18 protein-coding genes are annotated in these 26,080 nt (G+C 67.7%); 4 read left to right on the forward strand and 14 right to left on the reverse strand.

From position 1 onward, the window contains the following. The 13 genes from JWP60_RS18095 to JWP60_RS18155 form a co-directional block, all read right to left on the reverse strand. A protein-coding gene (locus JWP60_RS18095) for an IS3 family transposase (RefSeq protein WP_299794564.1) occupies window positions 1–1,075 on the reverse strand; the annotation gives its coding sequence in 2 pieces (ribosomal slippage) (window positions 1–823 and window positions 823–1,075; 1,076 coding nt annotated over the 2 pieces). This gene is flagged as partial in the annotation. Window positions 1,076–1,996: 921 nt separating this feature from the next. Then, window positions 1,997–3,943, reverse strand: coding sequence for a PAS domain S-box protein (locus JWP60_RS18100; RefSeq protein ID WP_299794567.1), 1,947 nt, complete (start codon window positions 3,941–3,943; stop codon window positions 1,997–1,999). 148 nt (window positions 3,944–4,091) lie between these two features. Next, complete coding sequence (locus JWP60_RS18105; RefSeq protein ID WP_299794570.1) at window positions 4,092–5,108, reverse strand: class 1 fructose-bisphosphatase; 1,017 nt, start codon at window positions 5,106–5,108, stop codon at window positions 4,092–4,094. A gap of 24 nt (window positions 5,109–5,132) precedes the next feature. After that, the gene (locus JWP60_RS18110) at window positions 5,133–6,392 is read right to left on the reverse strand and encodes a 6-phosphofructokinase (protein ID WP_299794572.1); all 1,260 of its coding nucleotides are present in this window, start codon (window positions 6,390–6,392) and stop codon (window positions 5,133–5,135) included. Between the two features lie 25 nt (window positions 6,393–6,417). After that, window positions 6,418–9,060 (reverse strand): aminopeptidase N, encoded by a 2,643-nt coding sequence (pepN, locus tag JWP60_RS18115; protein ID WP_299794574.1) that lies wholly within the window; start codon window positions 9,058–9,060, stop codon window positions 6,418–6,420. Continuing rightward, the gene (locus tag JWP60_RS18120; RefSeq protein WP_299794577.1) at window positions 9,053–9,718 is read right to left on the reverse strand and encodes an HAD family phosphatase; all 666 of its coding nucleotides are present in this window, start codon (window positions 9,716–9,718) and stop codon (window positions 9,053–9,055) included. Before JWP60_RS18120 ends, pepN begins: the two co-directional genes overlap by 8 nt. 133 nt (window positions 9,719–9,851) lie before the next feature. Then, a protein-coding gene (gene prfB / locus JWP60_RS18125; RefSeq protein ID WP_299794579.1) for a peptide chain release factor 2 occupies window positions 9,852–10,956 on the reverse strand; the annotation gives its coding sequence in 2 pieces (ribosomal slippage) (window positions 9,852–10,874 and window positions 10,876–10,956; 1,104 coding nt in all). A 34-nt stretch (window positions 10,957–10,990) separates the two neighbouring features. Continuing rightward, complete coding sequence (locus JWP60_RS18130; protein ID WP_299794581.1) at window positions 10,991–12,142, reverse strand: hybrid sensor histidine kinase/response regulator; 1,152 nt, start codon at window positions 12,140–12,142, stop codon at window positions 10,991–10,993. Then, window positions 12,142–12,735: a chemotaxis protein CheB gene (locus tag JWP60_RS18135; protein ID WP_299794583.1), complete on the reverse strand. Its 594-nt coding sequence runs from the start codon at window positions 12,733–12,735 to the stop codon at window positions 12,142–12,144. Before JWP60_RS18135 ends, JWP60_RS18130 begins: the two co-directional genes overlap by 1 nt. After that, the gene (locus tag JWP60_RS18140) at window positions 12,732–13,562 is read right to left on the reverse strand and encodes a protein-glutamate O-methyltransferase CheR (RefSeq protein WP_299794585.1); all 831 of its coding nucleotides are present in this window, start codon (window positions 13,560–13,562) and stop codon (window positions 12,732–12,734) included. The genes JWP60_RS18135 and JWP60_RS18140 overlap by 4 nt, the downstream gene beginning before the upstream one ends. Beyond that, window positions 13,559–17,038: a response regulator gene (locus JWP60_RS18145; protein WP_299794587.1), complete on the reverse strand. Its 3,480-nt coding sequence runs from the start codon at window positions 17,036–17,038 to the stop codon at window positions 13,559–13,561. The genes JWP60_RS18140 and JWP60_RS18145 overlap by 4 nt, the downstream gene beginning before the upstream one ends. 111 nt (window positions 17,039–17,149) lie before the next feature. Next, complete coding sequence (locus tag JWP60_RS18150) at window positions 17,150–18,079, reverse strand: hypothetical protein (protein WP_299794589.1); 930 nt, start codon at window positions 18,077–18,079, stop codon at window positions 17,150–17,152. A 105-nt stretch (window positions 18,080–18,184) separates the two neighbouring features. Beyond that, complete coding sequence (locus JWP60_RS18155; RefSeq protein ID WP_299794591.1) at window positions 18,185–19,138, reverse strand: alpha/beta hydrolase; 954 nt, start codon at window positions 19,136–19,138, stop codon at window positions 18,185–18,187. 156 nt (window positions 19,139–19,294) lie between these two features. Between JWP60_RS18155 and JWP60_RS18160 the strand changes: the two genes are divergently transcribed. From JWP60_RS18160 to JWP60_RS18175, 4 genes are all read left to right on the forward strand, one after another. Next, the gene (locus tag JWP60_RS18160) at window positions 19,295–20,611 is read left to right on the forward strand and encodes a hypothetical protein (RefSeq protein WP_299794593.1); all 1,317 of its coding nucleotides are present in this window, start codon (window positions 19,295–19,297) and stop codon (window positions 20,609–20,611) included. A gap of 578 nt (window positions 20,612–21,189) precedes the next feature. Continuing rightward, window positions 21,190–23,016: a multicopper oxidase domain-containing protein gene (locus JWP60_RS18165; protein ID WP_299794595.1), complete on the forward strand. Its 1,827-nt coding sequence runs from the start codon at window positions 21,190–21,192 to the stop codon at window positions 23,014–23,016. A 73-nt stretch (window positions 23,017–23,089) separates the two neighbouring features. Beyond that, window positions 23,090–23,710 carry an SCO family protein gene (locus JWP60_RS18170; RefSeq protein WP_299794598.1) on the forward strand — a complete coding sequence of 207 codons (621 nt, stop codon included), beginning with the start codon at window positions 23,090–23,092 and terminating at the stop codon, window positions 23,708–23,710. Window positions 23,711–23,721: 11 nt separating this feature from the next. Then, on the forward strand, window positions 23,722–25,320 hold the full coding sequence (locus JWP60_RS18175) for a c-type cytochrome (RefSeq protein WP_299794600.1): 1,599 nt from the start codon (window positions 23,722–23,724) through the stop codon (window positions 25,318–25,320). Here JWP60_RS18175 and JWP60_RS18180 read toward each other — a convergent pair whose 3' ends face one another. Beyond that, window positions 25,321–26,067 (reverse strand): DNA-formamidopyrimidine glycosylase family protein, encoded by a 747-nt coding sequence (locus JWP60_RS18180; RefSeq protein WP_299794602.1) that lies wholly within the window; start codon window positions 26,065–26,067, stop codon window positions 25,321–25,323. Window positions 26,068–26,080: the final 13 nt, after the last annotated feature.

Raw genomic sequence — 26,080 nt, forward strand, 5'->3', positions numbered from 1 at the left:
CGGCGGGCGAATTCGGCGGGTGCGATCCAGTCTAGCGCGGAGTGGGGGCGGCTCTCGTTGTAGTCGCTGCGCCAGGCGTCGATCTTGGCCCTGGCGTCCTCCAGGGACAAGAACCAGTGGGTGTTCAGACACTCCTGGCGCAGTCGGCCGTTGAAGCTTTCCACACGGGCGTTGTCGGTCGGTTTGCCAGGCCGACTGAAGTCAAGCTCCACGCCGTGCTCGTACGCCCACTTGTCCATTGCCTTGGAGATGAACTCGCTGCCGTTGTCTGTCTTGATCGTGGCCGGCAAGCCCCGGGCGGCGCAAATGCGACCGAGGGTGGCGACCACGTCTTCTCCCTTTAAGCTTTGGCCGACATCAATGGCCAAGCATTCGCGCGTGAAACAGTCGACGACGGTCAGCATGCGCAGCTTTCGCCCATCGAACAGCGCATCGGCGACGAAGTCCATGCTCCACAGCTCATTGATGCCCGAGCAGATCTGCTTGGGCTGGCGCCACTTGGCGGCTTTGTTGCGCCGCGGGCGCTTCAGCCGCAGGGACAGACCCGCCTCACGATAGAGGCGATAAACGCGCTTGACGTTGTCGGGGTGGCCTTCGCGGCGAAGCAGGACGTGCACGCGGCGATAGCCGTAATGCACGCGCGTGTCGGTGATCTCCTTGATGCGCTTCTTGAGTGCCGTCGCGTCCCTGGCCACCGACCGATACAGATAGGTCGAGGCCGACATCTGCACGACCCGCAGCGCATTGCGCTGGCTGCATCCAAACCGCTGCATCAACTCGGGCACCAGCTGCCTGCGCTGCGAAGGCCTCAAAGCTTTTTTGCGACCACCGCCTGCAGCATGGCCTTGTCCAGGCTCAGATCGGCCACGATCTGCTTTAGCTTGCGATTCTCTTCCTCCAGCTGCCGCAATCGGCGCAGCTCAGAGGGACCCACGCCGCCGTACTTCTTGCGCCAGACATAAAAGGTCGCATCGCTGATGCCCATCTTGCGACAGACCTCCTCGACGCTGATGCCCAGCTCCGCCTGCTTGAGCGCGAACGCGATCTGATCGTCTGTGAACTTGCTCTTTCTCACGACATGCCTCCTGGCCCTCTCGGGCCTTCATCATGCCGGGCGGTTTCTGTTACCGAGCGGTACTGAATCCTGGGACAGGGTCACGGGCGCCGTGCGCGCCGCCAGGGACGCCGCTGCTGGTTCGGCGCAAGTTCGGCAAGTTCGTTCCACTGCCACCGCGTTGGCGGTCCATCGAACTACCTTGCAATCTTCGCTTCCGAGTACGGCAAGCTGTTGGATTTAAGGCGCCAGTCCCTCTACGCTTGGGAGCGGGCAGAACGCATCCACGTGAATCTCAGTCGCAGGCCTCGCGGCTGTAAGCGGGCTGAGTAAGCGCAAGGGCGCGAGGTTGACAGGCGAGGCTCGAGTTCTCGTTACGCCGAGCGCGCATCGCGACGCATCCGGACTGGGGCGGCGCCGGACTCAGGGAGGCATTCCGTCAGCCTTATCCGGAGGAAAGAAAAGGGTTGTCTGCTGAAGTGTTCGGCGGCGGATAGCGCAGTGTTCCTCCGATTGAACATTTCCACTGCGCCGGCGGCACGAGTTGGATAGCGAACCTTACGCTTCTCTACTGGCGGCTGGATGCCCGAAAACTTCGTCGAACGCGGCTTCAGCAATCTTGCGAACAGCTTGTGAACTCCCCTTCATTGGATGAGCGATCACCAGCCACTGGCACTGCGAATACGGCTGCTTCGCGACGTCTATCCCACTTGGTCCCCCGGACTCCAGCTTTAAGCAGTGCGGCCATACGGCTTTATAGAACTGCCGTCCCTGATTCTTTTCGTGCCGGAGGTACTCGGCCGCCCTGTTCTCATGAAGCAGGCGATACGCAGGGTTTGCGAGATGACTCATGACCCTAAGGCGGATCTCCGCACACTCGCCGCGGTACACAGCGTGAAGCTCCCCACAGATCAGTCGGCACGTGTTGCCCTTCAGGCCCCCTCAAGAAGCCGCCAGCAACTCCATGATCCGCACCCCGTCCAGCGGCTTGACGAAGTGGTGGTCGAAGCCGGCGGCGCGGGAGAGGGCGATGTCGTCGGGCTGGCCGTAGCCGGTCAGGGCGATGAAGACGGCGCCGCGGCCGGCGGGGGTGTCCTTCAGGCGGCGCGCCAGTTCGTAGCCGTCCATGCCGGGCAGGCCGATGTCCAGCACGAAGACTTCGGGCGGCCGCGCGGCCGCTGCGCGCAATGCGTCGTGCGGGCTGGCTTCGACCATCACGTCATGCCCCGCCGCATGCAGCAAGGCGGCCAGCGTCTGCGCCGCGTCGAGGTTGTCGTCGACCACCAGCACGCGCCGCGGCCGGCCGTGGACTGCCGCCTTGCCGCCGGTTTGCGACGGCGCCTGCGCCACCGGTGCCGTCTCGCACAGCGGCAGGGTCAGGGTGAAGGTGCTGCCCATCGCCAGCCCGCGGCTGGCGGCCGTGACCGCGCCGCCGTGCAGCGTGACCAGGCTGCGCACCAGCGCCAGGCCGAGGCCGAGGCCGCCCTGGGCGCGGTCGCGCGAGCGCTCGCCCTGCGAGAACAGCTCGAACACGTGCGGCAGGAAGGCCGCATCGATGCCGCTGCCGTTGTCGCTGATCTCGATCACCGCCTGCTGCTCGCGCACGGCCAGCGTCAGGGCGATGCGGCCTTCAGTGGGCGTGTACTTGGCGGCATTGGTCAGCAGGTTGGAAAGCACCTGCACGAGCCGCGTGCGGTCGCCCATCACATGGGCGCGCGCGACGCTCAGGCGCGTGACCAGCGAGTGGCGCCTGGCCTCCAGCAGCGGGCGCGCCTGCTCGATGGCGTCGCCCACCACGGCCTGCAGGTCCACCGGCGCCATCTCCAGTTCGACCACGCCACGCGTGACGCGCGAGACGTCCAGCAGTTCGTCGACCAGGTCCGTCATGTGCCGCACCTGGCGGCCGATGATCTCGCTGCACTTGGCCACGCGCAGCGGGTCGTCGCCGGCCACCCGCAGCAATTGCGCGGCATTGCCGATCGGCGCCAGCGGGTTGCGCAGTTCGTGCGCCAGCATGGCCAGGAAGTCGTCCTTCCGCCGGTCGGCCGCGCGCAGTTCCTCCTCGGCGGCCTTGCGCAGTGTGATGTCGAAGACCAGGGCCAGCACGTTCGATTCGCCGGTCTCGCCCTCGGGGCGCACCAGGCTGACCGCCACGTGGGCCCAGACCGGCGTGCCGTCGCCGCGCAGGTAGCGCTTTTCCAGCGCGAAGTTCTCGCCGCCGGCGCGCAGCTCGTGCGCGCGCGAGCGGCTGGTCGGCCGGTCCTCGGGATGGGTCAGGTCGGACATGCGCGCGCCCAGCAGCTGCTCGCGCGGGCGGCCCAGGATCGCGCAGAAGCGATCGTTCACCGCCAGCACGACGCCGTGGGCGTCGGCCAGCGCCACGCCGGCCGCACCCTGGTTGAACAAGGCAGTGGCGCGCGCCTCGCTGCGGCGCAGTTCCGTCTCCACGCGGTGCTGCTGTTCGCGCGCCTCGTGCAGGCTTTGCTCCATGCGCTTGAAGTCGTCGATAGCGCGCAGCAGCGTGACCGCGAAACGCGGCTGCCCGTCGTCGTCGCGCAGGGCGGAAGCGGACACCGACACCCACAGCTCGCGGCCGCCGCGCGTGAGATGGCGCTTTTCCATCGCGTAGGAGCCGGGCTGGCCGCGCAGCAGGGCGGCGAGGGCCGTGGCGTCGCGTGCGCGATCGTCTGGGTGCGTGATCTCGGAGACGGGCATGCCGACCAGCTCGCCGGCCTGGTACTCGAGCAGCGCGCAACAGGCGCTGTTGACGCCCGCGATGGAGCCATCGGGGGCGACGATGCAGAGGGCGGCCGGCAACTGCTCGTACGCGTCCAGGCAACGCTGGAGCAGCGGGTCGACGGCGGGCGGGCTGCCAAGGACTGCTGGCATGTTTGCTGCGGGCTGGTTGCTACGGATTGGGCAGTTTGCCGGCCCATCGTATACACAAGTCGAGCCGGTGTGCCAGCCCGCCCGTGTCGCCGGCCCCACAGCCGCCCGAAGCGTCACTGAAATTCCGCCGCACGAGGGGTGGCGGCATTCAGCGGCTATGGTATGCCGCGACCCGCTCGACTTCGTTCTTCGAACCGAGGATCACCGACACGCGCTCGTGCAACTTCGCCGGCTCGATGTCGAGGATGCGCTGGCGGCCGGTGCTGGCCGCGCCGCCGGCCTGTTCCACCAGCCAGGCCATGGGATTGGCCTCGTACATCAGGCGCAGCTTGCCCGGCTTGTCCGGCTCGCGCTTGTCCCAGGGGTAGAGGAAGATGCCGCCGCGGGTGAGGATGCGGTGCACGTCGGCCACCATGGAGGCCACCCAGCGCATGTTGAAGTCCTTGCCGCGCGGGCCTTCCTGGCCGGCCAGGCATTCGTCGACGTAGCGGCGCACGGGGGCGTCCCAGTGGCGCATGTTCGACATGTTGATGGCGAACTCCTTCGTGTCCTCGGGGATGCGCACGTTCTCCTGCGTCAGCACGAAGGAACCCTGTTCCCGGTCCAGCGTGAACATCGCCACGCCGTCGCCCACGGTCAGCACCAGCGTGGTCTGCGGGCCGTAGACGCAGTAGCCGGCGGCCACCTGCCGGGCGCCGCACTGCAGGAAGTCCTGCTCGCTCACCGCCGGCGCCGAACCCTCGGGCTTGCGCAGCACGCTGAAGATCGTGCCGATGCTCACGTTGACGTCGATGTTGGACGAGCCATCCAGCGGATCGAACAGCAGCAGGTACTCGCCCTGCGGATAGCGGTTGGGCACGACGTGGATGCTGTCCATCTCCTCGCTGGCCATGGCCGCCAGGTGGCCGCCCCATTCGTTGGCTTCGATCAAAACGTCGTTGGCGATGATGTCCAGCTGCTTTTGCACCTCGCCCTGCACGTTCTCGCTGCCGGCGGTGCCCAGCACGCCGCCAAGCGCACCCTTGTTCACGGCGTGGCTGATGCTCTTGCAGGCGCGCGCCACCACTTCCAGCAGCAATCGGAGGTCAGAGGGAATGCGGCCGTCGACGCGCTGCTGCTCGACGAGATAACGGGTGAGGGAGATCTTGGGGCTTTGTGCGGTCATTCTGGATGGAAGCGAGCTCGGGTCTCAGCGCAGCGCGAAGGCCGGCAACTTGGGGGGAACGGCAAGATTCTTCAGCGTCGCGTAGACCGGCAGGCCATCGCGGAACTGCGGAGGGTCCTCGCCCTGGATCAGCGGGCGCAGGTAGCGCTTGCAGGCCTCGGTGATGCCGAAGCCGTCGTCGGTGATGAAGTCGCGCGGCATGAACTTCTCGACGTTCGCCACTTCGGACAGTGGCGCCATGCCGATGCGGTATTGGTAGGGCGCGTCGCTCACGCGCTCGATCGTCGGCATCACGGCGTTGTGGCCGGCCAGCGCAAGCCGGACGGCCGCCGCACCGACTTCGTAGGCCTGCTGCACGTCGGTGCGCGAGGCGATGTGCCGCGCGGCGCGCTGCAGGTAGTCGGCCACCGCCCAATGGAACTTGTAGCCCAGCGCGCGCTTGACGATGCCGGCCACCACCGGCGCCGCGCCACCGAGCTGCGCATGGCCGAAGGCATCCTTGCTGCCTTGCTCCGCGAGGAAGGTGCCGTCCGGATGATGGCAACCCTCGGAGACGACGACCGTGCAATAGCCATGCTGCTTGACCAGCGCATCGACGCGCGCGATGAACTTCTGCTCGTCGAACGGCACCTCGGGGAACAGCACGACCACCGGGATGCCCTGGTCCTCGATCAGCCCGCCCGCCGCGGCGATCCAGCCGGCGTGCCGGCCCATCACCTCCAGCACGAAGACCTTGGTGGAGGTGCGCGCCATCGAGCGCACGTCGAACGAAGCCTCCAGCGCCGAGACGGCGACGTACTTGGCCACGGAGCCGAAGCCCGGGCAGCAGTCGGTGATCGGCAAGTCGTTGTCCACGGTCTTGGGCACGTGGATCGCCTGGATCGGATAGCCCATGCTCTGCGCCAACTGGCTCACCTTGAAGCAGGTGTCGGCCGAATCGCCGCCGCCGTTGTAGAAGAAGTAGCCGATGTCATGCGCCTTGAACACTGCGATCAGGCGCTCGTACTCCTGCCGGTTGGCGTCGAGCGACTTGAGCTTGTAGCGGCACGAGCCGAAAGCACCCGCGGGCGTCGAGCGCAGCAGCGCGATGGCTTCCGCACTCTCCTGGCTGGTGTCGATCAGCTCCTCGGTCAGCGCGCCGATGATGCCGTTGCGACCGGCGTAGACCTTGCCGATCTGCTCCGTGTGCGCGCGTGCGGTTTCGATCACCCCGCAGGCGCTGGCATTGATCACGGCGGTGACACCGCCCGACTGGGCGTAGAACGCGTTCTTCGCGGCAGCCATGATCGCCTCCTTGGGTTGCGGGTTCTCAGTCGGCCAGCGCGCGCGAGACCACCTCGCGCACGTCGTTGCTCAGGTCGGGTTTGGCCGCGACGCGGGCGATCGCCTCGCGGGCCGCGCCGCGCAGCGGCTCGGCCAGCTTCTTCCAGCGATCGAGCGCGCGGGCCAGCCGCGCGGCCACCTGCGGGTTGATGCCATCGAGCTCGATGACGCGGTCGCTCCAGTACACGTAGCCGGCCGCATCGGGGCGATGGAAGCCGCCCGGGTTGGCGCTGCAGTAGCTGAAGATCACGCTGCGCGCGCGATTGGGATTGCGGATGTTGAAGTCCGGATGCTGCATCAGCTGCCTGACGGTCGGCAGGATGTTGCCGCCGCGATCCGGCGCCCCGGCCTGCAGCGCAAACCACTTGTCCAGCACCAGCGCTTCGTCCTTGAACATCGCGTGGAAGCGGGGCAGGGCCTGGGCCGCGAGTTCGTGTCCGGTCGTGACCAGCGCGGCCAGCGCGTTGAAGCGGTCGGTCATGTTGGACGCGTCCTTGAACGCCTGGAAGGCCTTGCCGGGCCACACCGTGTCGCGCGAGGAACGCGCGGCCAGGCACAGGTGCGTCAGTGCCATGCCGGCCAGGGCGCGGCGGCCGCTGGAAACGGGGTCGGGGCTGTAGGCGCCGTTGTCCTTGTGCGCTTCGTAGGCCCATTCCCAATCGGCGAACAGCGCTCGCGCGAGCTGCTCGCGCATGCTTTCCCGCACGGCGTGCACGCGCTGCGGATCGACCGTCTCGAGCTGTTCGGCGATGTAGGTTTCGCCGGGCAGCGTCAGCACCAGTTCCTTGAAGGCCGCGTCGAGGTCCGGGTGCCGCAGCACGCTGCGCATGGCCTCGACATAAGGGGCATCCAGCTGCACCGGCTGCTCGCCGCGGATGGCCGCCAGTGCGCGCCCCGTGGCCAGGCGCTGCGCGGCCTCCCAGCGGTTGAACGGGTCGGTGTCGTGGGCCAGCAGCGTGAGCAGCTGCTGCTCGCTGTAGTCGTAGTCCAGCACCACCGGTGCACTGAAGCCGCGCAGGATCGAGGGCACCGGCTCGGCGGAGTAGCCGGGGAAGGTCAGGGTCTCGCTGGCCTCCGTCAGCACGTGCATGCCGCTCGTGAGCTCGCGCCCGTCGGCATCCAGCAGGCCCAGGGCCACGGGGATCACGAAGGGTTGCTTGTCGGGCTGGCCGGGCGTGGGGGCGCACGATTGCGACAGCGTCATCGAGTAGATGCCGGACACCGGATCGAACTGCGTCTGCGCGCGCACGCGCGGCGTGCCCGCCTGGCTGTACCAGCGCTTGAACTGGTCCAGGCGCTGGGCGAGCTGCGACTCGGGATTGGCATCGGCGATCGCCTGCGTGAAGTCGTCGCAGGTGACCGCGTGGCCGTCATGGCGCTCGAAGTACAGCTTCAGCCCGCGCTCGAAGCCTTCGCGGCCCACCAGCGTCTGCTGCATGCGCACGACTTCGGCCCCCTTCTCGTACACCGTGACGGTGTAGAAGTTGTTGATCTCCAGGTACTGGTCGGGCCGCACCGGGTGGGCCATCGGGCCGGCGTCCTCGGGGAACTGCGCCGTGCGCAGCACGCGCACGTCCTCGATCCGCTTGACTGCTCTTGCCGAGGCGCCGCCGGAGAGGTCCTGGCTGAATTCCTGGTCGCGAAAGACCGTGAGGCCTTCCTTGAGCGAGAGCTGGAACCAGTCGCGGCAGGTGACGCGATTGCCGGTCCAGTTGTGGAAGTACTCGTGGCCGACGACCGATTCGATGTTCGAGTAATCGGTGTCGGTGGCGGTGGCCTGGCTGGCCAGAACGTACTTCGTGTTGAAGATGTTCAGGCCCTTGTTCTCCATCGCGCCCATGTTGAAGTCGCTGGTGGCGACGATCATGAAGCGCTCCAGGTCCAGCGGCAGGCCGAAGCGCGCCTCGTCCCAGGCCACCGAGGCCATCAGCGAATTCATCGCGTGCTCGGTCTTGTCCAGGTCGCCCGGGCGCACGAACACCTGCAGCAGGTGGTCCTTGCCGCCGCGCGAGGCGATGCGCTGCTCGCGGCACACGAGCTGGCCGGCGACCAGCGCAAACAGGTAGCTGGGTTTGCGGAACGGGTCGACCCACTTGGCGAAGTGGCGGCCGTCTTCCAGGTTGCCGTGTTCCACCAGGTTGCCGTTGGACAGCAGCACGGGATACTTCTTCTTGTCCGCGCGCAGGGTCACCGTATAGCTGGCCATCACGTCGGGACGGTCCAGGAAGTAGGTGATGCGCCGGAACCCTTCTGCTTCACACTGCGTGAAGAAGGAATCGTTGCTGACGTACAGGCCCATCAGCTTGGTGTTCCTGGCCGGCGCGCAGGTGGTGAAGATCTCCAGGTCGAAGGGCTCGTTGCCCTCCGGCAGGTTCTCCAGCACCAGCTGGCCTTCCTCCATCTTGAAGCTCGTGCCCTGGCCGCGCACCAGGACGCGGGCCAGGTTCAGCTCCTCGCCATCGAGCCGCAGCGGCTGCGGCACGACCTCGGGGTTGCGGCGCACCTTCATGCGATTGAGCACGCGCGTCTTGGCGGGGTCGAGGTCGAAGCAGAGTTCGACGGTGTCGATCCAGAAGGCCGGCGGCTGGTAGTCCGCCCGGTGGATCACCTTGGAAGTTCCTTCACGCATGGAGGCTCTCCAGAAAATTCTTGTTCATCAGTTCTTCGTAATCGCGCACGCTGGCGAGCACATGCGGACCCGCGAGCTCCGGTGCCGAATGGGTGCTGCAGATCGCCACCGCGCGCATCCCGGCGCGCTTGGCCGCCTCGATGCCGAAGGGCGCATCTTCGAACACGATGCATTCGGCGGGCGGCGCGCCCAGGCTCTGCGCCGCCTTCCGGAAGATGTCCGGCGCGGGCTTGCCCGGCAGGCCCTGGTCGCCCCGCACTTGCGCATCGGGGCGGCGCGCCAGGTCGAGGCGAGCGAGCACGAACTCGAGGTTGTTCCTGTCGCCGGCAGTGGCGACCGCGATCTTCAGGCCGCGGTCTTGCGCGGTGCGCGCGAAGCGCGAGAAACCCGTCACCTCGCGAAACTCGCGCGCGAAGATCTCGCGGTAATCCGCTTCCTTGCGGTTGATGTATTCCTGCGCCTTGTCATCGGGCACGTCGTCGCCCAGCAACTCGCGCACGCATTCGATGCCATTGCGTCCGGTCGTGCGATTGAGGATTTCATCGACCGACAGCTGCAGGTGGTGCCGCTCGCGAAACAGGTCCCACGACCTGGCATGAGCCGGCATGGAATCCACCATGGTGCCGTCCATGTCGAAGATGAGGGCGGTGGTTGTCATGATGGGAGCTGGCCTTCCAGGATGTCATTGCGGGCTCGACCCGCAATCCAGCGCGAAGCGCCGACGGCGTGGCAAAGGCCGCGTGGATCCCGGGTCAGGCCCGGGATGACATCCTTCGAGACATGTCCCCGCCTCATACGCCCTGCTTCAACGAAGCCTCGATGAACGCATCCAGGTCGCCATCCAGCACCTTCTGCGTCGCGGAGACTTCCACGCCGGTGCGCAGGTCCTTGATGCGGCTGTTGTCCAGCACGTAGCTGCGGATCTGGTGGCCCCAGCCGACGTCCGTCTTGTTGTCTTCCAGCTTCTGCTGCGCTTCCTGGCGCTTGCGCATCTCGTGGTCGTACAGGCGCGAACGCAGGCGCTTCCAGGCGACGTCGCGGTTGCTGTGCTGGCTGCGGCTGTCCTGGCACTGCACCACGATGTTGGTGGGAATGTGCGTCAGGCGCACGGCCGAATCGGTCTTGTTGATGTGCTGGCCGCCGGCGCCCGAGGCGCGATAGGTGTCGACGCGCACGTCGGACGGGTTGAGGTCGATCTCGATCGAGTCGTCGATCTCCGGATACACGAAGACGCTGGCGAAGCTGGTGTGCCGGCCACCCGAGGAGTCGAACGGCGACTTGCGCACGAGGCGGTGCACGCCGGTCTCGGTGCGCAGCAGGCCGAAGGCGTAGTCGCCCTCGATCTTGAGCGTGGCCCCCTTGATGCCCGCCGTGTCGCCGGGCGTCTCGTCTTCCACCGTGGCCTTGAAGCCCTTGCGCTCGGCGTACTTCAGGTACTGCCGCATCAGCATGCTGGCCCAGTCGCACGCCTCCGTGCCGCCGGCGCCGGCCTGCAGGTCGAGGAAGCAGTTGCTGGGGTCCGCCGGCTGGTTGAACATGCGGCGGAATTCGAGGTCCTTGACGATGGCTTCGAGCTTGCCGGTGTCGGCCTCGATGCTGGCCAGGCCCGCGTCGTCGCCTTCCTCCTTGCTCATTTCAAAGAGCTCGAGGCTGTCGGACAGTTCGCGATCGAGGTTCTGGATGGTCAGCACCACGCCATCGAGCTGCTTCTTTTCCCTGCCCAGTTCCTGGGCCTTCTTCGGGTCGTTCCAGACCGTGGGGTCTTCCAGGGCGGCGATGACCGTCCTCAGGCGTTCCGACTTGGCATCGAAGTCAAAGATACCTCCGGAGATCTCCGGTACGCGCCTGCAGGTCTGCAAGGGTCGTACCGATCAGGTTGATGCGTTCTGCGTCCATTTGATTGAAGTCCTTCGCTGAACCCGCCATTTTCTCACGCGGGCCCTGCCAGCGCGGGAACGGGCAGCACGAGGATGAACTCCGCCCCTTCGCCCGGGGCGCTGCGCACCTCCAGCCGACCCTGGTGCGCCTGCGCGATCTGGCGCGCGATGTACAGGCCGAGCCCCAGGCCGGCGATCTGCGCCGCGCCCTCGGTGCGCTCGAACTGCTCGAAGATGCGTTCCTGGTCGGCGCTTGCGATGCCCATGCCCTGGTCGCGCACCGACACGAAGACCTCGTCCGCGTGCTCGCGCCTTCCCACAGCCACAGCGACCGGCTTGCCCTGCCCGTAGCGCAGGGCGTTGGTCAGCAGGTTGGTGATCACCTGCTCGATGCGGAATTCGTCCCCCAGCATGGGCAGGGTCTCGGGCGCGGCCAGCGTCACCGAGACGCCCTGGGCCTGCGCCTGCGCCTGCGCGCGGATCGCCTCGACCACCGCCGTGGTGGAGGCGGCCAGGTCGAAGGCCGCCGGCACGACGCCCAGATGGCCCGTACGGGCTCGCGAGACGTCGAGCATGTCGTCGAGCAGGCGCACCATGCTGCGGATCTGGCGCTCGTCCCGCTCCACCATCTTGAGCATGGCCTGCGGATCGGGCGGCCTCGCCGCGCCCAGCATCTTGCGCCGCAGCTGCGCCTGCAGGTACACCGAGTTGAGCGGGTTGCGCAGCTCGTGGGCGATCATCGACATGAAGTCGTCGCGCATGCTCACCGCGCGCTGCAGCTGCGCCTGCGCCGCCTGCAGTTCCTCGCGCTGGCGGAACAGGTCCACGAAGACGTTGACCTTGCTGCGCACCGCGTGCGGGTCGAGCGGCTTGTAGAGGAAGTCCACCGCGCCCGACTCGTAGCCGCGGAAGGCGTAATTGAGCTCGCGGCCGCCGGCGCTGACGAAGACGATGGGGATGCCGCGGGTGCGCTCGGTGCCACGCATCAGTTCGGCCAGTTCGAAGCCGTTCATGGACGGCATCTGCACGTCGAGGATGGCCAGGGCGAAGGCGTGCTCCAGCATCAGCGACAGCGCCTCCTCGCCCGAGCGGGCGGTGAAGATGCGGCGCCCCGGCTGGCGGATCAGGGCCTCCAGCGCGACCAGGTTTTCCTGCAGGTCGTCGACCAGCAGCACGTTGACAGCGAAGGACGGTTCGGAGGTCATCAGGAAACGACAGTTTGCAGCAGGCTGCGCAGCCCGGCCAGCGGCAACACGTAATCGGGGCCGGCAGCGCGGATAGCGGCCAGCGGCATCGCGCTATGAGCCGCCTCGGCCGGGTCCTGCACGGCGGTGAGGCCACCGAGCGCGGCAATGCGTGCCAGGCCGCGGGCGCCGTCCTCGTTGGCGCCGGTCAGCACGATGCCCAGCAGGCGCTCGCGGTAGGCCTCGGCGCAGCTCTCCAGCAGCACGTCGATCGAGGGACGCGAGAACAGTACCGGCGGCTCGCAACTGAGCGAGAAGCTGTGGTCCGCCTCGACCAGCAGGTGGTAGCCGGGCGGGGCGAAGTACAGGGTGCCGGCGGCCAGCGGCGCATGCGGCTGCGCCTCCTCCACCCGAACGCGCAGCCGGCTGGCGAACACCTGCACCAGCCGGCTCTCATGCTGCTCGGGCAGGTGCAGCACGATGACGATGGAAGCCCGCATGGCCGCTGGCAAGTCCTCGAGCATCGTGAACAGCGCGTCGATGCCGCCGGCCGAGGCGCCGATCGCGACCGCATCGGCGGCAAAGGCAAAGCCCTCGGGCACGCGGGTCTTCATGCGCGCCCCGGCAGCTTGCGATAGATGCGGTCCGGCCGGCTCACGCTCTCGAAGCGATCGGCATAGGCCGAGAAGTCCAGCGTCTCCTTGGAGCCCATCCCGAGGAAGCCGCGGTACGCCAGCGATTCGTGGAACAGGCCCAGCGCCCGGTCCTGCAGCCCGCGGTTGAAGTAGATCAGCACGTTGCGGCAGGAGACGAGGTGCGTCTCCGAGAACACCGCGTCGGTGGCCAGGCTGTGGTCGGCAAAGGTGATGGCGTCGCGCAGCCGCTTGTCGAACACGGCCCCGCCGTAGGCCGCGGTGTAGTAGTCACTGAAGCTGCCGGCGCCGCCGGCGCGCTGGTAGTTGCGCGTGAAGCCCTGCATCGCCTCGAGGTTGAAGATGCCGGCCCGCGCCTTCTCGAGCGAGGCGTGGTTGATGTCGGTGGCGTAGAGGATGGTGCGTTCCAGCAGGCCCTCTTCGAGCAGCAGGATCGCCAGCGAGTAGGGCTCCTCGCCGGTGCTGCAGCCGGCCACCCACACCTTCAGCGAAGGATAGGTGCGCAGCACCGGTACGACGTGCCGCCGCAGCGCGAGGAAATAGGCCGGGTCGCGGAACATCTCGCTGACCGGCACCGTGAGGTACTGCAGCAGTTGCGCGAACTGGCCGGGGTCGTGCAGCACGCGCTCCTGCAGCGCACTGATGGAGGCCGCGTCCATGCGCAGCTGCGCCTGCAGCACGCGCCGGCGCAGCGAGGCCTGCGCATAGTCGCGAAAGTCGTGCCCATAGCGCAGGAAGATCGCCTCGATCAGAAGACGGATCTCGATGTCGTGGACATCAAGGGTCACAGAATGCGCTCTAGTTTGGGCATCCACACGCGCATCAGCGAGAACAAGCGCTCCAGTTCGATCGGCTTGGCGAGGTAGTCGTTGGCGCCGGCGGCCAGGCACTTCTCCTGGTCTTCCTTCATGGCCTTGGCGGTGACGGCGATGATGGGCAGCTTCTGCCAGCGCGGGTTCTTGCGGATCTCGCGGGTGGCGGTGAAGCCGTCCATCTCGGGCATCATGATGTCCATCAGCACGAGGTCGATGCCATCGGGGTTCTGCCCGAGTTTCTGCAGCGCCTCCACGCCGTGGCGCGCCACCTCGACCTCGGCGCCCTTGTGCTCCAGCGCGCTGGTCAGTGCGAAGATGTTGCGCATGTCGTCGTCCACCACCAGGATACGGCGGCCCTCGAAGGCCTTGTCGCGGCTGCGGGCCGTGCGCAGCATTTTCTGCCGCTCCGTCGACAACTGCGACTCCACGCGATGCAGGAACAGGGTCACTTCGTCGAGCAGCCGCTCGGGCGAACGCGCGCCCTTGATGATGATGGAGCGCGAGTAGCGCAGCAGCTCGGTCTCCTCGTCGCGCGTGAGGTTGCGGCCCGTGTAGACGATCACCGGCGGGAACGAGCGGCTCTCGCCCGCGGCCATGCGCTGCAGCAGCTCCTGCCCGGTCATGTCGGGCAGTTTCAGGTCGATGATCATCACGTCGAACACGGAAGCGGCCAGCGCCTTCAGCGCCTCCTCGCCGAAGGCGACGGCGACGATCTCGACATCGCCGTCGCCGATCAGCGCCGTCACGCTTTCCTGCTGGCGCGGATCGTCCTCGACCAGCAGCACGCGCTTGAGTTTCTGCGACAGCTTGCTCTCCAGCCGCTGGAAGACCTCGTGCAGCTGCTCGCGCGAGGCGGGCTTGCGGGCATAGCCGATCGCGCCCATCTGCAGGGCAGGCTCGGAACGATCTTCGGCGGACAGCGCATGGACCGGGATGTGGCGGGTGCGCGGATCCTCCTTCAGCCGCTGGAGCACGGCCAGCCCGGTCTCGTCGGGCAGCAGGATGTCCAGCAGCACGGCGTCGGGCACCTGCTGCATGGCCAGCTCCAGGCCCTCGCGCGCGTCGTGGGCGACCAGGCAGCGGTAGCCCAGCTCGTGCGCCAGGTCGAACAGGATGGAGGCAAAGCGCACGTCGTCCTCGACGACGAGCACCGTGCGGCGGCCGGCGGCATCCTGCGCGCGGTCGTCGGGGAAGGAGGGCGTCGCTGACACGGGAGTCGGCGCGGGGGCCGCTGCGGCGGAACGATTCACCACGGCGGGAGAGGGCACGGGCGGCGCCATCGCCACCGGCCGCTGCGCGAGCCTTTCCTGGTATTCGAGCGGCAGGGTCACCGTGAAGGTGCTGCCCTGGCCGGGCGCGCTCACCACCGCGATGTCGCCGCCCAGCAGGCGCGCCAGGTCGCGCGAGATCGACAGGCCCAGGCCGCTGCCGCCGTACTTGCGGCTGGTGCTGCTGTCGGCCTGGCGGAAGGCTTCGAACACCAGCTGATGCTGTTCCTGCCGGATGCCGATGCCGCTGTCACGCACTTCGAAGGCGATGCGGTCGCCTTCGACCCGGGCCACGCGCAGCGCCACGCTGCCGTGCTCGGTGAACTTGACGGCGTTCGACATCAGGTTGCGCAGGATCTGCTCGAGGCGATGGCGATCGGTGAACAGCGACGAGGGCGCGTCCGGCGCCACGTCCACGTGCAGCTGCAGTCCCTTGCGCTGCACGAGTGGGGCGAACATCGCCTGCAGGCCACCGGTGAGCGATGCCACCGGCGTCACCTCGGCGCGCACTTCCAGCTTGCCGGCCTCGACCTTGGCGATGTCGAGGATGTCGTTGATCAGCGTGAGCAGCTCGTTGCCCGCGTTGTAGATCGAATCGGCGAACTTCACCTGCTCCTCGGTGAGGTTGCCGTGGGCGTTGTCGGCCAGCAGCTTGGCCAGGATCAGCGAGCTGTTGAGGGGCGTGCGCAGCTCGTGCGACATGTTGGCCAGGAACTCGGACTTGTAGCGGCTGGCGCGCTGCAGTTCGCTCGCGCGTTCCTCCAGCGCGAATTGCGCTTCGCGCAGCTGGTCGCGCTGCTGCTCCAGGCGTTCGGACTGCTCGCCGAGCTGCACGTTCGTCTGTTCCAGTTCGGCCTGCTGGGTTTCGAGGTGCACCTGCGATTCCTTGAGCGCCCGCGACTGCTCCTCGAGTTCCTCGTTGGCGGTGCGCAGTTCTTCCTGCTGCACCTGCAATTCCTCATTGAGCTGCTGCGTCTCGTCCAGCGCGTCCTGCAGCCGCTGCCGGAACCGGGCCGATTCGATCGAAGCGCCCATGATGCCGCTGACGGCCTCCAGCAGTTCGCTGTCGCGCGGCCCGAGCGCACGCAGGAAGCCGAGTTCGACGATCGCGGCGAGCCGCCCTTCGTGCTCCACCGGCGCCACCACCACCGAGCGCGCGGTGGCCTCGCCCACGCCCGAATTCACCTGAAGGTAGCCCGCCGGCACCTCGGCCAGCACGATAGGCCGGAGCGTTGCCGCGCATTCGGCGATCAGGCTGCGGCCTTCGGGCACGCGCTCGCGCAGCTGACCCGCGCCCGGCGCCAGGCCCCAGCCCGCCACGCGCGTGAAACCGCCGCCGGTCTCGGGCGTGTACAGCACGCCGACCACGCTGCCCAGGTAGTTCGCCAGTGTTTCCAGCGCGGCGTGCCCGACCCGACCGAGGTCCTGTTCCGCCGCGAGCCGCCGCGACAGCCGGGTCTGCCCTTCGCGCAGCCAGGCCTGCGCCTGCAGTCTTTCCGACTGGCGTGCCTGCTCCTGGAAGGCGGCATCGTAGGTCGCGGTGAGGCCGACCAGGTCGCGCCGGCCGCGCCAAGCCACGACGGCGCCGGTAATGAGCATGAACAAGGTAAAGGCAGCCACCGTGAACCACGTGTTGCTGTTGGCCGTTTGCGTGCGCTGCTGGCGCAGGCGCAGCTCCAGCGCGACGAACTCGTCGTACTCGGCGCGCACCGCATCCTTCAGGCGCTTGCCCTCGCCGGTGCCGGCCCCGATCTGGTAGTTGGGGTCGTTGTGCTTGGCGGCGATCCGGGCGCGCGCATAGCTGTTCCAGCTGGCCTGCAACTGTTCGATCCGGCCGAGGCGCTGCTCCTGCTCGGGGTTGTCCTGCACGAGCTGCTTGAGCCGCTCGATCTCGGAGTGGACATCCACCATGCTCCGGTCGAAGTTGTCCAGGAAGCGGTTGTCGCCGGCCAGCAGGAAGCCCCGCAGGCTGGTCTCCAGTTCCAGGTCTGCCTTTTCCGACGAGTAGGCGCGGGCGATGACCTGGTCGCTATGCTCCACCCAGCCCTGCGATTGCATGAGGTAGGCGATGATGGCGATGAACAGGAGCGCGCTCAGCAGCCCGACGCCCAGCGGCAGGGTGACATTACGGTTGAGGATGCGGCGGAAGGCGGCGGGGTTGTTCGGAGTCGCGAGAGGCATGGCAGCGCCAGGAAAAAGGCAGCCGGCCAGTGTGCCGCAAGCGCGCTCGGCCGTGGGCCGGCCCCAACGCGAAGCGGGGCCGTGGCCCCGCTTTGCTGGAACAGAGAAGTGTCAGCGCGCCGTAGCGGCGCCCAGGCGGGCGGCAGCGGTGCGGCTGCCCAGGTTGGCTGCGCGTTGCAGCCAACGCACGGCCTGATTGGAATCCTGCGGCACGGTCACGCCTTCGAGGTAGGCAACGCCCAGGAAGTAGCTCATCTCCATGCGGCCGAAGCGGATGCCTTCTTCGGTGGATTTGCCTGAGCGCTTGACGATCATCGGCACGTCGCCCTTGCCGTCGGCGAAGGCCTGCATCTGGTCGACCGTGGTGCGGAAGAAGCGGTCGCGCGATGCCGCCGCCTTGTCCTTGTCCGGCATGCTGGCCACCAGTTCGTCGGCCAGCACGGGCAGCACCTCGAAGGGCGTCATGCCGCCGCGCATGTGTGCGGAGTACCAGCCGTGCAGCATCACCTTGTCCAGGGGCAGCAGGCCGTCGACCTTGGTTGGGAAATAGCTCAGGACGGTCTTGCCGGCGGGATGGCCGCGCACGCCCATCACGTGCATGGCTTCGTGATAGGCACAGCGCCACGCGTCGCGGTTGCGCATCTGCATGGCGGCCGAGTCGATCTTCGTCTCGGTCTGGAAATTCAGGTAGGTGACGCAGGGCTGGTTTTCTTCCAGCATGTTGTCGGGCGTGATCTCGACGCTGACGTTGGCGATCTGGGCCGCGTCCGGGCGATCGCTGACATCGGTGATCTTGACGCCGGCTTCGGCCGCGACATCCTTCAGCGCCTGCAGGGTGTGCTGCTTGTGGGCAGCCAGGTTGACGCCGAAGATGCGGACCTTGATGTCCTGTTCCCAGCGGACCAGCCGGGTGGGCGTGCCGCTCTGGTGCCAGAGCACTTCCCACATCGTCCCCATGCCCTGATCGAACTCATCGGTCTGGGCAAAGGACGGACTGATCACTGTAGCCGCCAGCAGGGCGGTCACACCCGACTTCCACATGAGAGCGTCCCCTTGTCGATGAATTCCGACAATAGGGTAGGACGGCGCTGACAGCAAGCGGAGTTACGAACATGTGGTTGCACGCTCTACCAGAGCCATAAAATTTCACGAATTTGGCCCCTGCTGGGCCCCACCACCCCCGTTTACGGGGTAGTCCTTTTGCAGGAAGTCCTCGATGAGACGGGCCACCTCGACGGGCTGGTCGTGATGGAGCATGTGGCCGGCGTCCTCGACCCGACTCAGCCGGACGTCGGACACCGCCTTCAGACGTTCGTGGTACTCGGCCAGGGTATAGCGGCCCTGCCACCACTGGCCCAGGCTGTCGTCGCCGGCCTCCACGCAAAGCACCGGCGCCCGGATGGCGCGATAGATCTCCAGCACCTCGTCGACCCGGAACAGGTTGGCATTGACGATCTTGTGGGCCGCATCGCCGAGGATCGCCCACTGCCCGTCGGGCTGCCGGGCCGCCCAATGCCCGGCCAGCCAGTCGGCGCGGTCCTGGCTCAGCCGGCGGTTGGTTTTCCGCAGCCGGGCCGCGACGCCGGTGAGGCTGCCGTAGGTCTTCAGCGCCAGCTCGCCGCGGCGCAGGGACTTGAGCTCGGAAATCCACTTGCCGTAGCGGCCGGGCGCCTGCGAAGGGAGGGTCGCGGGCATGCCGAAGCCTTCGAGATTGACCAGGCGGCGGATGCGCTCGGGCCGCACGCCCGCGTACAGCATTGCGATGTTGCCGCCCATGCTGTGGCCCACCAGGTCGACCGGCTGGTCGCCGGCATGGTGATCGAGCAGGAAGTCGAGGTCCGCCAGGTAATCGGGGAACCAGTAGTTGTCGCAGGGCGGCCCTTCGGTCAGCCCGAAGCCGCGCCAGTCCGGCGCGATGACCTGCCGCTCCTGCGCGAACGCATCGACCACGAACTGCCACGAAGCGGCCACGTCCATCCAGCCATGCACCAGCACCAGCGGCGGCACGCCGGGGCGCGGCTCGCCCCACACGCGCACGTGATAGCGCAGCTTGCGCACGGCGACAAACTCGCTGCGGGAGAGGCGTTGGGGGTTGTACATCCGGCGGATGATAGGAGGCGCACCCAGGTCCGGCAGTCAAGGCAGGGACAAGGACCGGTGCTTGGCGCAGGCTCCCGGCCAACGTAGGAAGGGTCTGGCCGCGCGATGCCCCTGCGTCCCGCCTGCGCAGCACGGCGCGCCAGCTAAGTTCCTTGCATGGCAACGACTTGGCGCACGGGTGGCTTGTTCGCCGCGGGGCTCCTGGTGGGTGTCGCGGTGGGTGGTTGGGCGGTGATCCAGGCCCACAACCGCGCCGTCTGGCAGGACAACGGGCCGACCCGTGCCATGGGCAATGCAACGGTGGCGGCGCCGGCACCGGAACCGGCACCGGCACCGGCGGTCGCCAGCATGCAGCCCGTGCCGGCGCCGGCGCAGGTAATGGCGGCGGTCACGCCCGGCGTGCCGGCGACGGTTGCGGCGCAGTCCTGCGATGACACGGCGATCGTGCCGCCGGGACGAGGCGACGGGCAGCAGAGCCTGCAGCCGGCGCCGTCGGTGGCCAGCGCCAGCGAGGTCGCCGCGCTGCTCCTCACCGGCAAGGAAGCGGCCGCATCCGGCCACATGCGCGATGCCGAGATCGTCTTCCTCAATGCCTGCCGCGATGCGCGCGTCGTGCCAGGCAAGGAAGCCGCGGTGACGCTGGCCGACGCCATGTACCAGCTCGGGCGGCATTACGCCACCGTGGCGCAGGCCAACACTTTCCGCAGGGGCGAGCTGCTTGCGCGCTCGCAGCGCCTGTACCAGGCGGCGCTGCAGGCGTACGAGCTGCGCTATGGCGCGAAGGGCGAGAAGACGCGCTTCGCGCAGCAGGGCCTGGCCACGGTGGCGCGGCTGGCCGGTGGTGCCACCCTGCCATCTGCTCCGGCAGTGGCGCAGGTGCCGGGGGCGGCCCCTGTGCGCACGCCGGTCGCGAAGGGATCGGCGAGGGAGGAGGCCGCCAAGCTGCGGGCGGCCGCTGCGATGGCCTCGGAAAAGCCGGCCAAGCCGCAGGCAGCGACGCCGGCGCCGGCGCAGACCGCGGCCGCCAGGCACGACGCTGCTTCGCAAGCCGCGGCAAGCGTCCAGGCACGCGATGTGCCGGACGGCCCGAAGCCGCCGGCCGTGGTGCATGCCGCGCCGACGGCGCGCGACGAGTCCTCCGCCGCCTCCGCCTCGCCGCAGCGAGCCAGGCCGGCACCGCCCGCCCAATCGGATTCCGCCAAGGTCAGCCCGGATCCCGCTTCGGAGCCGCGCTCGCATCCGGCACCGCGTGAGCCGGCGCGCCCGTCCCTCGCCGAGGGATCCGACAGCCCCGGGGCGCACGCCAACGCGGACCGTGCGCCGCCCGTGACCGACAGTCGCCCGCCCGCCCCGGCACGCGAAGAAGTCCGTCGCGCACCGCGGTCGGAGGACAGTGCGGGTGAGGACGCACCCGTGGCGTCGCATCCGACCGCCAGCGGTTCAGCGGGGGACACGGACGACGATTCGCACTGAGCCCCCCACGGATGAGGTATAGTTTTTTCCGCGTGGGGCCAGGGTGCTTGCCGAAGACACCCCTATCGTTCGGACGAGCGATGCTGGCGCGGGCCCTGCCGCAACCACCTTGCAGCGACCGATCCGGCTGCGATTCCGGCGGGCCTTGCATGGTTTCGAAAATAGTTAAATGCGCGTTTTCCCTCGCGCAACGCCGCACATGCAAGCGGTTCTCATTCGTGCTCCGCTTCTCGTTGCGTTTAGCTTTCCGCTCACATACGCACCGTACTGCGCGTTCTTCCGCATCCGCACCAAGGGATAACGCCGCTCCGAAGGTTGGGGCTTTCTAGCCGCGACTGATAGCGATTCCAATTCTCATCGTCCCCAGCCGTGGGGACGCGCACCCCTTTTCCGGGTGAAATTCCCCCTCCTGTCGACCCTGTCCCCCAGTTTATTCCGGCACCTTGGTGCCGATTCGAAGATACCTTCTTCGCTCTAGGAAGGCACCGAAAGTTGCACTGCGACGGCACTTCGGCATGCTTTCTGCTGCCGGCTCCTCCGCGTGCAACTTTGCGCGTCAAACCTGAGGAGAGGACCAAATGATTGCAAGAAGACAGTTCCTCGGCATGAGTGGCAGTGCGGCCGCCGCTCTGCTGGTTCCCATGTCCCTGCTCCCGCGCCTGGCCCGCGCGCAGAGCGTTCCGCTGCTCGATCCGCTGTCGCAGCCGCGGTTCGTGAACCCCCTGCCCAACCCGCTGGCGCCGAACTACATCTACCAGCCGACCGGGATCGACCCGGTCACGCGGCAGCCGCTGTTCGACATCGGCGTGCAGCAGATCCGGCACGACGCGGGCCTGATCGACCCGGCCACGGGCCGTCGCCTGAGCCACACCGCGTGGGCCTATGGCACCGCCGCCCAGCCGGCGATCTATCCCGGCTACTCGTTCAACCTGTGGCAGGGCCAGGGCGTGAAGGTGCGCTACTCGAATCAGTTGAACGGGATCATGTACCCGACCGACGTGCCGGTGGACCAGACCCTGCACTGGGCCGACCCGCAGAACAGCGGCAACCTGCCCAACGCGCCTTACACCGGCCCGGTGCCGCTGGCGGCGCACCAGCACGGCGGCGACACGGCATACCTGAGCGATGGCCTGCCCGACGCCTGGGCCACTCCGGACAACGGCATCACCGGACGCCTGTTCAATCCGCTGTACGCGTACGACAACCGGCAGGAAGCGACGCAGCTCTGGTACCACGACCACACCGTGGGCGCGACCCGCCTGAACGTGTACATGGGCCTGGCCGGCAACTACTTCATCCGCGATGCCAACGAAATGGCGCTGCAGCTGCCCAAGTATCCGTACGAAGTGCCCCTGTTGATCCAGGACCGCACTTTCCTTTCGAATGGCGAGCTGTACTACGCCTACGTCGACCCCGATACGCCCGGCGCGCCCATTCCCACCCACCTGCCCGAGAACTTCGGCGACACCATCCTGGTCAACGGCGTGGCCTGGCCGGTGCTGGACGTGGAGCCGCGCAAGTACCGCTTCCGCGTCCTGAACGGATCCGACGCGCGCTTCTACAACATGCAGCTGTCCAACAATGCGCCCTTCGTGCAGATCGGCTCGGACCTCGGCCTGTTGAACGCACCGGTGTCGATGTCCGTCTTGAGCATGGGCCCCGGCGAGCGCTGCGACGTCGTCATCGACTTCAGCCGCATGGGCGGGCAGACCGTCATCCTCAATAACGACGCGAACGCGCCGTACCCGAGCGGCGATGCGGCGAATCCCGCGACCACCGGCCAGGTGATGGCTTTCCGCGTCTCCAAGCCGCTGTCCGGGGTGCCGGATCGGCCGATTCCGCGCGACCTGCGGCCCTTGCTCGGCCCCGTGCCCGTGCTGTCGCAGGCGGAGCGCACGCGCAAGATCCTGCTGTTCGAAGGCACCGACTCGATCGGCCGCCTGCAGACCATGGGTGGCATCGTCGATGCCTCGCGTCCGAACCTGAACGGCACGCTGAACTTCGTCGACCCGATCACCGAGAACCCACAGGTGGGCGACACGGAGATCTGGGAGTTCTACAACACCACCGGGGATGCGCATCCGATCCACATGCACCTGGTGGACTTCCGCGTGCTGGGTCGGCAGAAGTTCAGCGGCACGATCACGGACAAGACCAACAGCGACGGTTCGCTGGGCGGGGTGCTGGATGAGAGCAGCGTCAAGTTGCTGGGAAAGGTCCGCAAGCCCGCCGCCGAGGAGGCCGGCAAGAAGGACACCGCCAAGATGTTCCCCGGCGAGGTGACGCGCGTCATCGCCAAGTTCAATCGCCCGGGCGAATACCTGTACCACTGCCACATCCTCTCGCACGAGGACCACGAGATGATGCGCCCCTACTACGTCGGTCGGATTCCCCAGGGGCGCTGAAGCGCACGGTTCGGTTTCATGAATTCAGGAAGGGCGCCCCGGGGCCCTTCCCTTTTTCGCCCAGGAGACGACCTTGTCCAGCCTTCGCATGCTTTCCTCGCTTGCGGCCGCCCTGGCCGCACTTGCCATGATCGCGACGCCCGGCGTCGCCCACGAACAGCACGAGCCGCGGCACCCCGCCGAGGCCGCACCCGGTTACGCGCGGCAGGTGGCCAACTACCGCCTGCCCCAGCTCGCGCTGCAGCGCACCGACGGCACCGCCGTCAAGTTTCCGCAGGAGCTCGATGACGGCCGCCCGGTCATGTTGAACTTCATCTACACCACCTGCACCGCGATCTGCCCCATCCTCAGCCAGACCTTTGCCGAAGTGCAGCGCCGCCTGGGCCCGGAGCGCGCACAGGTGCACATGGTGTCGATCACGATCGACCCCGAGGAGGACACCGCCCAGGAGATGGCCGCTTACGCGAAGCGGCTCGACGCCGGCAAGCAATGGGGCTTCTACACCGGAACGCTGGACGCCAGCGTGAGCCTGCAGAAAGCCTTTCAGGCGTACTTCGGCGACAAGATGCACCACCGCCCGGTCACCTTCCTGCGCGCCGCCCCGGGCCAGCCATGGGTGCGGCTCGAGGGCTTCGCGTCCCCCGACGAAGTGCTCGCGGAATACCACCAGCTGCTCGCACGCCAGCAGCACTGAGGCAGCGCGTCATGGCCACCCCACTGCTTGCCGCATTCCTGTTCCTGTTTGCCTGTTGCGGTCTGGCCCGGGCGGCCGCTGACGCTGGCACCGACCTGCTGGCTGAAGGCCGTGCCCTGTACCTCGAAGGCCGCCGCACCGACGGCCAGCCGCTGGCCGCCGGCCGGGCCGGCGGCCTGGCGATGGCGGGCGCGCAGTCAGCCTGCGTGAACTGCCACCGCCGCAGCGGCATCGGCGGCTCCGAGGGCCGCAACTACATTCCGCCGATCACCGCGGCCTCGCTGTTCCAGGTGATGCCCACCGGCAAGGGCGCATCGCCCGAAGGCGACGGCCGGCCGGCTTATACGCAAGCGTCCCTCGCGCACGCGCTGCGCGATGGCGTCGACCCCTCCGGTCGCGCGCTCGATTACCTGATGCCGCGCTATCGCCTCACGGACCACGAGGTGCAGGCGCTCGCCGCCTACCTGCGGCAGTTGCCCGCCGGCGCCGCGCCGCCTGCCGATGCGAGCCCGCTGGACTTCGCGACGGTGATTGCGCCGGGCGTCGCCCCCGAGCGCGGCCGCGCGATGGTCGACGTGCTGCAGGCCTGCTTCGCCGAGCACAACGCAGGTCCGCAGCCCGAGCGCGGCCGCAAGAAGCTGGCGCCCGGAATGAGCCAGCACGAGGAACGTCCCTGGCGCCTGCACGTGTGGACGCTCGAAGGACCGCAGGGCACCTGGTCGGCGCAGCTCGCGCAGCATGCGCAGTCGCAACCGGTGTTTGCCGTGGTGGGCGGTGTGGGCAAGGGCGAGTGGCAGCCGGTGCATCGCTTCTGCGAGCGCGAGTCGCTGCCCTGCCTGTTCCCGCACGTCGACGTGCCCGTCGCCGATGCGCAGGCTTTCTATCCGCTCTACCTCGGCAAGGGCGTGCTGCTGGAAGCAGGCTTGATCGCGCGGCAGGTCCACGAGCAAAGTCCGGGCCGGCGCGTGGTGCAAGTGCTGCGCGAGGAGGACGAGGCAGCGCGCGCAGGTGCCGATGCCCTGCAAGCCGCACTGGCTGCGCACGGCGGCGCCACCCAGCGCATCGCGTTGCACGGGACGCTCGCTGCCGGCGCCTTCGCGGGCGTTGCCGCGAACGACCTGCTCGTGCTCTGGCTGCGTCCCGCCGACCTGCAGCGGCTCGAAGGCATCGCGCCTGCGGCTGGCCAGGCTTATGTCTCCGCGACGCTGGCCGAAAGCGACGCGGTGCCGCTCCCCACGAGCTGGAAGGCGCACGCCCTGATGGCCTATCCTTTCGAGCTGCCGCAGCAGCGCGCCCTGCGCACGTTGCCGGTTCGCCATTGGCTGCAGGCGCACGCGGTGCCCGCGGGCGACGAACGTATCCAGGCCGATGCCTATGTGGCCTGCAGCGCGTTGCGCAAGGCGATGCACGATGCGCAGGACCACCTGGGCCGCGACTACCTCGTGGAGCGGCTGGAAATGGACATGGAGCGCACCACCGTCACCGGACTCTATCCGCGGCTTGCGCTGGGCATCGGCCAGCGCTTCGCCTCGAAGGCGGGCTACCTGGTGCGCTTCGATGCTGCGGCGCCGGGCGGGCTGGTGCCGCTCGGGGAGCGAGTGGCGCCTTAGCTAGGCTTCGGGGCCGTACCGGAGCTGGCAGTTCTCGCAGAAGAAGCTGCGCCTGTGCGTCCTGCCCAGGTGCGCCTTCACGAAGGGGATGTGGCAGCGCGGGCAGGTGCGCTTCGTGTGCGCCAGCCAGTGCTTCTTCAGCACGAACTGCTTCTTCCACTCCAGGAAGTCGAAGCTGTAGTTGCGCGCCTCGGCGACCAGCTCGCGCAATTTGCTCGCGGGCAGGGCGCCCACGGTGGAGAGCGGATGCACGCGGATGCGGAACAGCACCTCGTTCTTGATGATGTTGCCCACCCCCGCGAACAGGTCCTGGTCCAGGAGCGCATCGCACACCAGCGTGTCCGGTTGCGCGCGCAACCGTTTCAGCGCCAGCTGCGGATCCCAGTGCTCCGACATCACGTCGGCCCACCAGTCGTACACCAGGTCGATGGGCTCCTCGATGAAGCGCACCGAGCAGGCGTAGAAATTGATGACCTGCTCGTCGTCGAAGCCCAGCGACAGGCGCGGCACCGCCCAGCTCTTGTCCTCGTTGATGCGGTAGCTGCCGAACAGCATGAAGTGCACCTTCAGGCTGAAGTCCGGCAGTTCGATGAGGAAGTGCTTGCCCCAGCTGCGGAAGGACTCGATGCGCTGGTCCGCCAGCCGCTCCTTCTCGATGGTGGTGTTGCCGCTCACGCGCCGGATGGTCTTGCCGAGAAAAGGGGTGACCTGATCCCTGAGGATGACGATGGAAGGGCCTTCGGGCATTTGGGTACTATGC

The organism is Ramlibacter sp., from assembly GCF_028291745.1.
Lineage (GTDB): Bacteria > Pseudomonadota > Gammaproteobacteria > Burkholderiales > Burkholderiaceae_C > Ramlibacter.

Excerpts from the sequence above, each read along its gene's own strand:
- JWP60_RS18150 (WP_299794589.1), bottom strand. The coding sequence starts at position 18,079 with ATGTGGAAGTCGGGTGTGACCGCCCTGCTGGCGGCTACAGTGATCAGT.
- JWP60_RS18160 (WP_299794593.1), top strand. The coding sequence starts at position 19,295 with ATGGCAACGACTTGGCGCACGGGTGGCTTGTTCGCCGCGGGGCTCCTG.
- JWP60_RS18120 (WP_299794577.1), bottom strand. The coding sequence starts at position 9,718 with ATGACAACCACCGCCCTCATCTTCGACATGGACGGCACCATGGTGGAT.
- JWP60_RS18100 (WP_299794567.1), bottom strand. The coding sequence starts at position 3,943 with ATGCCAGCAGTCCTTGGCAGCCCGCCCGCCGTCGACCCGCTGCTCCAG.
- JWP60_RS18180 (WP_299794602.1), bottom strand. The coding sequence starts at position 26,067 with ATGCCCGAAGGCCCTTCCATCGTCATCCTCAGGGATCAGGTCACCCCT.
- JWP60_RS18145 (WP_299794587.1), bottom strand. The coding sequence starts at position 17,038 with ATGCCTCTCGCGACTCCGAACAACCCCGCCGCCTTCCGCCGCATCCTC.
- JWP60_RS18130 (WP_299794581.1), bottom strand. The coding sequence starts at position 12,142 with ATGACCTCCGAACCGTCCTTCGCTGTCAACGTGCTGCTGGTCGACGAC.
- pepN (WP_299794574.1), bottom strand. The coding sequence starts at position 9,060 with ATGCGTGAAGGAACTTCCAAGGTGATCCACCGGGCGGACTACCAGCCG.
- JWP60_RS18175 (WP_299794600.1), top strand. The coding sequence starts at position 23,722 with ATGGCCACCCCACTGCTTGCCGCATTCCTGTTCCTGTTTGCCTGTTGC.
- JWP60_RS18135 (WP_299794583.1), bottom strand. The coding sequence starts at position 12,735 with ATGAAGACCCGCGTGCCCGAGGGCTTTGCCTTTGCCGCCGATGCGGTC.
- JWP60_RS18165 (WP_299794595.1), top strand. The coding sequence starts at position 21,190 with ATGATTGCAAGAAGACAGTTCCTCGGCATGAGTGGCAGTGCGGCCGCC.
- JWP60_RS18155 (WP_299794591.1), bottom strand. The coding sequence starts at position 19,138 with ATGTACAACCCCCAACGCCTCTCCCGCAGCGAGTTTGTCGCCGTGCGC.
- JWP60_RS18105 (WP_299794570.1), bottom strand. The coding sequence starts at position 5,108 with ATGACCGCACAAAGCCCCAAGATCTCCCTCACCCGTTATCTCGTCGAG.
- JWP60_RS18110 (WP_299794572.1), bottom strand. The coding sequence starts at position 6,392 with ATGGCTGCCGCGAAGAACGCGTTCTACGCCCAGTCGGGCGGTGTCACC.